The organism is Thermoanaerobacter sp. A7A, from assembly GCF_000445185.1.
Taxonomy (GTDB): Bacteria; Bacillota; Thermoanaerobacteria; order Thermoanaerobacterales; family Thermoanaerobacteraceae; genus Thermoanaerobacter.
Genome location: NZ_AVAF01000151.1, coordinates 1 through 10,680, shown reverse-complemented (window position 1 = coordinate 10,680; position 10,680 = coordinate 1). Strand labels below are relative to the sequence as shown.

Below are 10,680 nucleotides of genomic sequence, written 5' to 3'. Positions count from 1 at the left end.
CTTTTTTACTTTTACCATAACCCTTTCCTAATATTACATCACCAATCCGCACTTGAGTTACAAAAGTTTTATTATGGTCAGGACCCATTTCCTCTATTAGCTCATAGATAATTTTCCCTATTTCCATGCTTTGAACAACTTCTTGCAGTTTTGTTTTATAGTCGCGATAAATAAGCCCTTCCAAAACTTCTTCAATGATATTTTTGAACATTCTAAAACTTACATTGCGAACGACTTCTAATCCTCCATCCAGATATACAGCAGCCAGTATCGCTTCCATAGCATCTGCAAGAATAGAATCCCTTTCTCTTCCTCCAGTCAGTTCTTCTCCTTTGCCAATGCGCAAAAAGTTGCCTAATTCTATTTCTCTTGCACATCTAGCAAGGGAGGGCTCACAAACTATTTCAGCTCTATATTTAGAAAGAGAACCTTCTTCTAAATCTTTTCTATTCTTGTACAAATACTCGCTTATTACAAGGCTTAGGACAGAATCTCCTAAAAACTCCAATCTTTCATTGCTAATCTTGCTATTTTTACCTTCGTGAGCCCATGAACTGTGAGTTAAAGCCTCTATAAGCAAATTTTTATCTTTAAAACTATAGTTTATTCTCTTTTCTAATTCAGACAAATTTTCTCTTTTCACTTCCATACCTCTTTTAAAATTTTTTAAAAAGTAATGTCCCATTATGTCCTCCAAAGCCTAAGGAATTAGAAATCGCATAATTTACTTCTTTTTCTATAGCCTCGTTAGGCACATAATTCAAATCGCACTCTGGATCAGGAGTTTCGTAATTAATAGTAGGAGGTATAATGCCATTTTTTATAGTCAAAACAGTAGCAACAGCTTCAACAGCCCCTGCTGCTCCTAACAAATGGCCTAGCATAGACTTGATAGAGCTTACATAGAGTTTATACGCATGGTCTTTAAAGACTTTCTTTATAGCCATTGTTTCAAATTTGTCGTTATATTCAGTGGAAGTTCCATGAGCATTGATATAATCTATCATGTCAAAACTTACTTTTCCGTCCTTTAAAGCTGCTTCCATTGCACGAGCAGCTCCTTCTCCTTCTGGCGCAGGAGCAGTTATGTGGTAAGCATCATCTGTAGCACCATAACCTATTATCTCTGCATAAATTTTAGCTCCTCTTTTTTGCGCATGTTCTAAAGATTCTAAAATTAAGCTTGCAGACCCTTCTCCCATTACAAAACCATCTCTATTCAAATCAAAAGGACGGGAGGCTTTTTTAGGGTCCTCATTTGTGGACATAGCTTTCATTGCACAAAAGCCTGCAAAAGACATGGGAGTTATAGCTGCTTCAGTACCACCTGTGACTATAAGTTCTGCATCTCCCCTTTGAATAGCTTTAAAAGCTTCTCCTATAGCATTAGTACTGGAAGCACAGGCATTTACTATAGTCTCGTTTATCCCTTTTAGCCCAAAAGTTATTGCAATTTGACCTGCTGCCATATTTGCTATCATCATAGGTATGAAGAAGGGACTTACTTTTCCGGGACCTTTTTCATACATAATTTTCATCTGATTTTCAAAAGTTTCAATTCCTCCTATGCCTGTACCGTAAATAACACCAAACCTGTTTAAATCAACTTTAGAAAGGTCAATTTGTGAATCCTCTAACGCCAACTTCGCGCTGGCAACAGCAAACTGGATGAACCTATCCATTCTTCTTGCTTCTTTTTTATCTATGTATAAAGTGGGTTCAAAATCTTTTACTTCTGCTGCTACCTTAGTAGGAAACTCCGACACGTCAAATTTGGTAACAGTGTCTATTCCAGACTCACCATTTATTAAAGAATTCCAAAATTTTTCTACAGTATTACCTAAAGGTGTAATGACTCCTACTCCTGTTACAACTACTCTGTTCATGAGTTAAAACCTCCAAAATAGAGTAAAATTTTATATTGCATAAAGTCCCGCAACGCGGGACCTCAATTATTCAAGATTGCTTAAGTATTCTACTACATCACCTACTGTTTTAATCTTTTCAGCATCTTCATCAGGAATTTCAATATCAAACTCTTCTTCCAGAGCCATTATGAGCTCTACTATGTCCAAAGAGTCTGCTCCTAAATCATCTATAAAAGATGACTCCATCGTTATTTCCTCTGGATCAATGCCGAGTTGTTCGGCTATTATGTCCCTTACTTTTTCAAAAATCATACCTTCTTCACCTCCTCTCAAAAATTATACATTATGATAATATTACATAACCATTCCTCCGTCAACATTTATTACTTGCCCGGTAATGTAATCTGAAGCGGGACTCGCCAAAAAAGCAACTAATTCAGCTACATCCTCCGGTTTTCCAGCTCTTTTCAAAGGAATACTCTTTAACATATTTTCTTTTATTTCATCTTTTAACACACTTGTCATATCCGTTTCAATGAAGCCGGGAGCTACAGCATTTACTGTTATTCCCCGATTTGCTAACTCTTTTGCAACAGATTTAGTAAGTCCTATCACTCCTGCTTTAGAAGCAGCATAGTTAGCTTGACCTGCATTTCCCATTATTCCCACAACTGATGTAATATTTATTATTTTCCCTTTTCTCTTTTTTATCATATACTTTGATGCAAATTTTATTACATTAAATGTACCTTTTAAATTTACATCTATTACTTGGTCCCACTCGCTTTCATCCATCTTCAAAATTAAATTGTCCTTTGTAATTCCCGCATTATTTACTACAACATCTATACTACCAAATTCTTCTACAATTTTATCTATCGCTTTTTCAACCTCATCGTATTTAGAGACGTCACATTTGACAGCCATTGCCTCTACTCCATACTCTTTTGCTTCTTTTACAACCTCTTCAGCACTTTTATCACTTTTCGAATAGTTGACGACAATATTAAATCCATCCTTTGCCAAGCGTAAAGCAATAGCACGTCCTATTCCTCTTGACCCACCTGTTATAAAAGCAGTTTTTCTTTCAGTTTCCATACTTATACCCCCAAAGCAGAGAGAGTCTTTAAAAGGGACTCCTCATCTTCAAAATTATAAGCATTTTTGGTTTTGTCAATCTTTTTAACAAAACCTGTAAGAGTTTTTCCTGGTCCTATCTCAACAAAAGTATCTACACCATCTTCAATCATTCTTTTTACAGATTGTTCCCATAGCACAGGATGACTCACCTGTTTTATGAGCAAATCTTTAACTTCTTCCTTTGTAACATAGTTAGCTGTTACATTTGATATTACAGGAACTTTTAACTCTTTTATTTCTATTTTTTCTAAGTCCCTCTCTAGGAGTTCTCCTGCTTTTTTTAACATGCTGCAGTGGAAAGGTGCGCTGACTGCTAATACTACTGCTCTTTTTGCACCTTTTTCTTTGGCTAGCTCGACAGCTTTTTCCACAGCTTTTACTTCTCCAGATATAACTAATTGTCCAGGACAGTTGTAATTAGCAGGTTCTACTATTCCAACTTGTGATACAGTACGGCAAATCTCTTCTACTACTTCATTTTCAAGTCCCAGTATTGCTGCCATAGTACCCACTCCTTGGGGTACTACTTCCTGCATATACTTTCCTCTGTTTTTCACTAAACGAACCGCATCTTCAAAATCTAAAGCTTCAGCCAATACTAAAGAGGAATACTCTCCTAAGCTCAATCCTGCAGTAACCTCAGCCTTTATTCCTCTCTTTTGCAAAACCTTTGTTAAAGCAACAGAAACCGTTAAAATGGCCGGCTGGGTATTTTCTGTTTTCATAAGTTCTTCTTCTGGTCCCTCAAAACAAAGTTCAGATATGCTAAACCCTAAAGCTTCATCTGCTCTTTCAAAAATTTCTCTTGCCTCTTGGTATTTTTGGTATATTTCTTTGCCCATTCCAGCATATTGGGCACCTTGCCCGGGGTAAATAAAAGCTACTTTCATTTTTTCACCTCATTTTATTCAAATTGTCAATTACTTCCTCCGCTTGTTTCATTATGTCCTCTATTATCTCTTTTACAGGTTTAATATCATTTATAAGTCCTGCAATTTGACCTGCCATCACAGAACCATATTCTACATCACCGTCTACTACCGCTGCTCTTAATTTTCCTTCCCCTAATTTTTCTAATTGTTCCTTAGGAGCACCCATTTGCTCTAACTTTTCAAATTCTCTTGTCAGTTTGTTTTTTAATGACCTGACTGGATGACCTGTGCTTCTTCCTGTAACAACGGCATCTCTGTCTTTTGCCTTTAAAATATATTCTTTGTAACGAGGATGAGCAGTACATTCAGTAGAGCATACAAACCGAGTTCCCATTTGAATACCTGAAGCTCCTAAGCAAAATGCAGCTGCAAAACCACGTCCATCAGCAATTCCTCCTGCAGCGATGACTGGAATTTTAACAGCATCTACTACTTGAGGTACTAATGCCAAAGTCGTTAGTTCTCCAATATGACCTCCCGATTCTGTTCCTTCAGCAATAACAGCATCCACACCAATGTCCTCCATTCTTTTTGCTAATGCTACTGAAGGCACAACAGGAATAACTTTAATACCCCGTTCTTTAAGTCTTTGTATGTACTTACCTGGATTCCCTGCTCCAGTGGTTATGACATCTACTTTTTCTTCTAAAATAACCTCCATAACTTCATCAACAAAAGGAGACAAAAGCATTACATTGACGCCAAAAGGTTTATCAGTAAGTTCTCTTGCCTTCCGTATCTGTTCCCTTACAAAACTAGCTGGTGCATTACCTGCTCCTATTATTCCTAAACCTCCTGCATTTGACACGGCAGCAGCTAGTTCTGCAGTTGCGACCCATGCCATTCCACCCTGAAATATTGGATATTTTATATTGAGCATTTCTACTATTTTAGTTTTAAACATATTTTTCACCCCTTACTTGCTCCATCTTATAACACTTGATGCCCAAGTCAAACCTGCACCAAAAGCGACAGTTAGTATGACATCGCCTTTTTTTATCAGTCCTTTTCTATAGGCTTCATCTAAGGCTATAGCAACAGAGGCAGCAGAGGTATTACCGTATTTATCAAGATTTATATAAACTTTATCATTGCTAAGTTTTAACCTCTTCCTCGCCGCTTCAATTATTCTTGTGTTTGCTTGGTGAGGTATAAGCATATCTATGTCTTCTGGTTTTAAACCACATCTGTTTAAAGCCTCAATAGTAGCACTATCCATTACTTTTACTGCAAACTTAAATACTTCTTGCCCTTCCATAAAAATAGTATGTAAATTCTTTTTTACAGTCTCTTCGCTGGCCGGCATTCTAGAACCACCTGCTGGCATGTACAAGTGTTTCCCGCCAGTGCCATCAGCTCCTAAATAAGAACTCAATATTCCATATCCGCTTTCAACTCTTCCCACAACTACTGCCCCTGCTCCATCTCCAAAGAGAACACAAGTGTTTCTATCCTTCCAGTTTATTATTTTAGACAAAGTTTCTGCTCCAATAACCAATATTTTGTTATACATACCAGTCTCTACAAATTGCTGAGCGATAGCAAGTCCATATATAAAGCCTGAACATCCGACGGAGATATCAAAAGCAGCAGCGTTGGCTGCACCTAAATTAGCTTGAACTATGCAAGCAGTAGATGGGAAATTCATATCAGGTGTAACAGTTGCAACAATGATCATGTCAATTTCTGAAGGGTCAACTTTAGCATCTTCCAAAGCCTTCTTTGCGGCTTTAGTAGCCAAGTCAGAAGTAGCTTGTGAAGAATCTGCAATGCGCCTTTCTTTAATTCCAGTCCTTGTAGTAATCCATTCATCAGAAGTATCCACCATTTTTTCTAAATCAAAATTAGTAAGAACTTTTTCGGGAACATAACTTCCTGTACCTAAAATTCCTGCAGCAATCTTTTCACACACTTAACTCATCTCCCATTGACTCAATTTCTTCTTTTATGTGATTTAAGACATCATTATCTACAAAATTTTTAGCTTGTTTTATCGCATTAAAAATAGCTTTTGCTTTTGAGTTGCCATGGGCTTTTATGACTGGCTTTTTAATTCCTAAAAGAGGGGCTCCTCCGTATTCAGTGTAATCCATTTTTTTAGTTATTCTTTTTAATCCACCCATTATCAAAAGAGCACCCAGTTTAGTAAAAATATTTCGGGTCAACTCTTCCTTTAAAAGTTGAGAAATCACAGAAGCAATTCCTTCCATAGACTTTAGTATCGCATTTCCCACAAATCCATCGCAGACTACAACTTCACAGACGCCGTAAGGAATATCTCTTCCTTCTACATTCCCAATAAAATTTAGTTTTGATTTTTTAAGTTCTTCAAAAGCCTTTTTTACTACTTCATTACCTTTTTCCTCTTCTACTCCTATATTAAAAAGCCCTACTCTTGGTCTTTCTATCCCAAACATTTTTTGTGCATAAACATGTCCCATGACAGCAAATTGTACCAAATTTTGAGCATCACAATTAGTATTAGAACCTGCATCTAATAACACAGTAGCCCCATTTAAAGTAGGAAGTATTGGAGCCAAAGCTGGTCTGTCAATTCCCTTGATGCGCCCTAAAGTAAGCAATGCTCCTGCCATGAGAGCTCCTGTATTGCCAGCTGACAAAAAAGCATCCACTTCATCCTTTTTAAGAAGTTCTAGACCTGCTATCATTGAAGAATCCTTTTTCCTTCTAACAGCCGTAACAGGCGCTTCATCATTTTCAATAACTTCTGAAGCATAAACAAGCTTAAGCCTTTTCTCCTTTCCTTGGAGGCCGCGTAAAACTTCTTCTTTTCCAATAAGGACAATTTCTATATCATGAAAATGATTTAGTGCCTCTAAGCTGCCTTTAATTATCTCCTCTGGAGCATGGTCACCACCCATAGCATCAATTGCTAACCTCAACAGTGTCACTCCTTTTTTTTAGAAAATCCTCATCAATGGCTACTAAAATGAACTTACCTCTGAATACTTCCTTATCTTTAACTTTTATCTTAACCCAGACAAAATATTTGTTTCCTCTTTGACGTATCACTTCGGCTTTCGCCACAAGTCTATCTCCTACTTTAACGGGAAACTTGTACTTTATGTTTGCAACTCCAATTAAAGCAGCAGAGGCATCAATAACAGACATAGCTAAAGATTCAGCTTGAGAATAAATGTATTGCCCTTTCACAATTTTTGTCTTGACAAAAACCATATCCTCTGTAGGCTCAAAAATTGAAATACCCCTTTTTCCTAATTCTAAGTCTATTAATTCTCCAACTACTTCAGTGCCTGTAATAGTTCTCACTTTTTGATAATTTTCTTCTGCAACACTTTTTATACGCTCTCTAACTTCAGGGATTCCCAATTCCATCCTGTCAAGTCTTATAGTTTGTACACTTACTCCAAACATTTCTGCTAACTCGTCATCAGTGTAAAAGGGGTTAGTATTTATTTTTTCTTTTAAAAGTCTTTGCCTTTCTACTTTACTCATTCGCACAGCCATATTACCAGCTCCAGATATTAGTTGTTTTTATGACCTACCCAAAATTATAAATTATTTTTTTTGTAAAATCAACTAAAAAAAGTAGTAATAGGTCTTTTCCTATTACTACTTTTTTTAGTCTTATATTAGTCTTACTCTTCTACTTTTATTACCTCTCTATCTTTGTAATAGCCGCAGTTTGGACATACTCTATGAGGTAGTTTAGGCTCATGACATCTTGGACACAAAACGTAAGCCGGAGCAGCTATTTTATAACTATTATTCCTTCTAGTATCTCTTCTCGCCTTTGATGTCCTCCTCTTTGGAACTGGCATCTTAACACCTCCTACATCTATTGCAGTAGTTTAGAAAGGACGGTAAGCCGCGGATCAATATCTTCCCGCTTGCAGCTACACGTTTGGTGGTTTAAATTAGTACCGCAAACAAGACACAAGCCTTTGCAATCTTCTTTGCACAAAAATTTCATTGGCAATGACAATATCACAAAATGAACTACAAAAGTAGTTAAATCAAAATTTTCATAAAAGCTATCATCTACTTCTTCGTCTACTGACTCCTCTACATATTCCCGTAATTTAAGGTCTAAACTATAAATAAACTCATCCAAACATCTGTCGCAGACGGCATTTATACTACCTGTAATATCAAGTTCTGCCAAAAGCCCTTCTTTTTGCGCAGTAATAGTACCTTTTACATGTAGAGGAGTTACAATTTTGTATTCTTCCCCTTTAAATTCAATGCTCTCTATGTCCTCTACATAGTCTATATTTATGCTGCGGCCAAGCTGTCCTTTGATTTTTAATAGATCGATTTTCATTTTTCTTCACACACCTTAAAATAATTGACATCACCTATTATACTAACCCCACAACCCGTTGTCAAGATTATCTACTTTAAACCTTTTACCAATTTTTCAGTATCTTTAGCAATCATATATTCTTCATTTGTAGGAATAACCATAACTTTAACTTTTGAATCTTCTGTAGATATAATTTCCTCTTTTCCTCTTACCTTATTCTTCTCTTTGTCCAGTTTAAAACCTAAAAACTCTAGATCCTCTAAAATAAACTCTCTCATTTCTGGTCCATTTTCTCCAACTCCAGCAGTAAACACAATTACATCAACACCACCCATAGCAGCTGTATAAGAACCTATTGTCTTTTTCACCCTATAAGCGAAAACTTTTAATGCCAACATAGCTCTTTTATGCCCTTCTTTAAAAGCTGCATTTTCTATATCTCTAAAGTCATTACTTATTCCTGAAATTCCGTACACACCTGATTTCTTATTAAGTATATCTATAACCTGTTCTGCAGTCAAGCCTTCTTTTTCCATTAAGAAAGTTATAATTGAAGGATCAACATTTCCAGACCTTGTACCCATAGCCAGCCCTTCTAATGGAGTAAATCCCATACTTGTATCTATCGACTTACCGCCTTTAACCGCAGCGATACTAGACCCATTCCCTAAATGGCAAGTAATAATTTTTAACTCTTCAATAGGCCTATTTAATATTTCAGCAGCTCTTAAAGATACATATTTATGGGATGTCCCATGGAATCCATATCTTCTTATTCTGTATTTCTCGTAGTATTCATAAGGAATGGGATAAATATACGCATAATCTGGCATTGTTTGATGGAAAGCCGTATCAAAAACTGCTACCATTGGCACCCCTGGCATTATCTGCTGACAAGCTTTTATTCCCTCAATATTAGCAGGATTGTGCAAAGGTGCAAGGTCAATACATGCTTCTAATTTTTTGATTACTTCATCGTCAATCAATACAGAATCAGTAAAAAACTCTCCCCCATGCACAACTCTATGTCCTACTGCATCTATTTCTTTCATATCTTTTAAAATTCCGATTTCTTTATCAACCAAAGCATCTAAAACAATTTGTATAGCTTCTTTATGATTTTTCATATCTTTTTGTATCTTTATTTTATCTTTGCCCTCTACTTGATGAGTTAAAAGAGAATCATGGATACCTATTCTTTCCGCCAATCCTTTCGCTAGCACTTTTCCATTATCCATATCCAATAATTGATACTTTAATGACGAACTTCCACAGTTCATAACCAAAATCTTCATACTCGCTGCCTCCTCAAAGTTATTTTTGCACCCCTTGAGCTTGTACACAAGTTATTGCTATAACATTAACAATATCTTCTACACTACAACCTCTTGACAAGTCATTGATAGGTTTTGCAAGACCTTGAGAAATTGGTCCGATAGCATTAGCTTTAGCAAGTCTTTGAACTAGCTTATATCCAATGTTTCCCGCTTGCAAATCTGGGAAAATAAGCACATTTGCATTCCCCGCTACAGGACTTCCTGGAGCCTTTAACTCTCCTACTTCTTTGACAATCGCAGCATCTAATTGAAGCTCACCATCAATTAGCAAATCAGGCGCCAATTCTTTTGCGATTTTAGTCGCATTTTTCACCTTATCTACTAATTCATGGTTTGCACTTCCTTTAGTAGAAAATGACAGCATAGCAATTCTAGGCTCAATTCCAGCAAGGACTTTTGCAGTATGGGCAGAAGCAATGGCAATTGCTGCTAATTCCTCTTCATTAGGATTAGGATTTATTGCACAATCAGCAAAAATAAATACTCCATCGCTTCCATAAGTACAATTAGGTACTTCCATTATAAAGGCGCTGGATACTACTTTGACACCTGCAGCAGTTTTTACAATTTGAAAAGCCGGTCTGAAAACATCAGCAGTAGCGTGAATCGCCCCAGATACCATACCATCAACATCGTCTAATTTGACCATCATGCACCCATAGTACATAGGGTCTTTCATAATTTGATATGCCTGTTCTTCTGTAACTCCTTTGTTTTTTCTCAAATTATAATATTCTTCAGCATATTTTTGTAAAAGAGGCGACTTTTCAGGGTCTATAATTTCTGCTTTCGAGATATCCAATCCCTTTGCTTTTTCTTTTATTTCTTCTTCCTTCCCTAATAAAACTACATCAGCAATACCTTCTTTAATAACCTTTTCAGCAGCTTTTAAAGTTCGAGCTTCACTTCCCTCAGGAAGCACAATCCTTTTTTTATTAGCTTTAGCCTTTTGTATGATACTATCCATTACTGCCATTTAAAATCTCCCTTCCTTTTTTAATTTTATCACTATAATATCATATACACGATGTCCCTTTTACATTTTATCATATTTTATGTAAAATAATAAGTATATCATGTTTTTTGCTTTGTACCTTTTTTTATAATTTTTTTAC

At 36.3% G+C, this 10,680-nt stretch carries 13 protein-coding genes; all 13 read right to left on the bottom strand.

Annotated features, from left to right (window positions below):
- On the bottom strand, positions 1-685 hold a 685-nt coding region (gene rnc / locus M663_RS0111565), incomplete at its 3' end, for a ribonuclease III (protein WP_042805363.1).
- The gene (gene fabF / locus M663_RS0111560) at positions 657-1,886 is read right to left on the bottom strand and encodes a beta-ketoacyl-ACP synthase II (protein WP_004396170.1); all 1,230 of its coding nucleotides are present in this window, start codon (positions 1,884-1,886) and stop codon (positions 657-659) included. The genes fabF and rnc, both read right to left, overlap by 29 nt.
- A 66-nt stretch (positions 1,887-1,952) precedes the next feature.
- Complete coding sequence (gene acpP / locus M663_RS0111555) at positions 1,953-2,180, bottom strand: acyl carrier protein (protein WP_003866668.1); 228 nt, start codon at positions 2,178-2,180, stop codon at positions 1,953-1,955.
- Positions 2,181-2,222: 42 nt separating this feature from the next.
- A complete protein-coding gene (gene fabG / locus M663_RS0111550) occupies positions 2,223-2,966 on the bottom strand; it encodes a 3-oxoacyl-[acyl-carrier-protein] reductase (protein WP_003869196.1) in 744 nt (247 codons plus the stop codon).
- A 2-nt stretch (positions 2,967-2,968) separates the two neighbouring features.
- The gene (gene fabD, locus M663_RS0111545; RefSeq protein ID WP_029689018.1) at positions 2,969-3,898 is read right to left on the bottom strand and encodes an ACP S-malonyltransferase; all 930 of its coding nucleotides are present in this window, start codon (positions 3,896-3,898) and stop codon (positions 2,969-2,971) included.
- A gap of 4 nt (positions 3,899-3,902) precedes the next feature.
- Positions 3,903-4,844, bottom strand: coding sequence for an enoyl-[acyl-carrier-protein] reductase FabK (fabK, locus tag M663_RS0111540; protein ID WP_019907703.1), 942 nt, complete (start codon positions 4,842-4,844; stop codon positions 3,903-3,905).
- 12 nt (positions 4,845-4,856) lie between these two features.
- Positions 4,857-5,852 carry a beta-ketoacyl-ACP synthase III gene (locus M663_RS0111535; RefSeq protein WP_004396168.1) on the bottom strand — a complete coding sequence of 332 codons (996 nt, stop codon included), beginning with the start codon at positions 5,850-5,852 and terminating at the stop codon, positions 4,857-4,859.
- Positions 5,845-6,843: a phosphate acyltransferase PlsX gene (gene plsX, locus M663_RS0111530; RefSeq protein ID WP_029689017.1), complete on the bottom strand. Its 999-nt coding sequence runs from the start codon at positions 6,841-6,843 to the stop codon at positions 5,845-5,847. Before plsX ends, M663_RS0111535 begins: the two co-directional genes overlap by 8 nt.
- Positions 6,827-7,429, bottom strand: coding sequence for a transcription factor FapR (fapR, locus tag M663_RS0111525; RefSeq protein ID WP_003869201.1), 603 nt, complete (start codon positions 7,427-7,429; stop codon positions 6,827-6,829). The genes plsX and fapR overlap by 17 nt, the downstream gene beginning before the upstream one ends.
- Positions 7,430-7,560: 131 nt before the next feature.
- The gene (rpmF, locus tag M663_RS0111520; protein ID WP_003868236.1) at positions 7,561-7,743 is read right to left on the bottom strand and encodes a 50S ribosomal protein L32; all 183 of its coding nucleotides are present in this window, start codon (positions 7,741-7,743) and stop codon (positions 7,561-7,563) included.
- A 17-nt stretch (positions 7,744-7,760) separates the two neighbouring features.
- A complete protein-coding gene (locus M663_RS0111515; RefSeq protein WP_029689016.1) occupies positions 7,761-8,246 on the bottom strand; it encodes a DUF177 domain-containing protein in 486 nt (161 codons plus the stop codon).
- A 71-nt stretch (positions 8,247-8,317) separates the two neighbouring features.
- Positions 8,318-9,523, bottom strand: coding sequence for an acetate kinase (locus tag M663_RS0111510; RefSeq protein ID WP_029689015.1), 1,206 nt, complete (start codon positions 9,521-9,523; stop codon positions 8,318-8,320).
- 19 nt (positions 9,524-9,542) lie between these two features.
- Positions 9,543-10,541 (bottom strand): phosphate acetyltransferase, encoded by a 999-nt coding sequence (pta, locus tag M663_RS0111505; protein ID WP_003868233.1) that lies wholly within the window; start codon positions 10,539-10,541, stop codon positions 9,543-9,545.
- Positions 10,542-10,680: the final 139 nt, after the last annotated feature.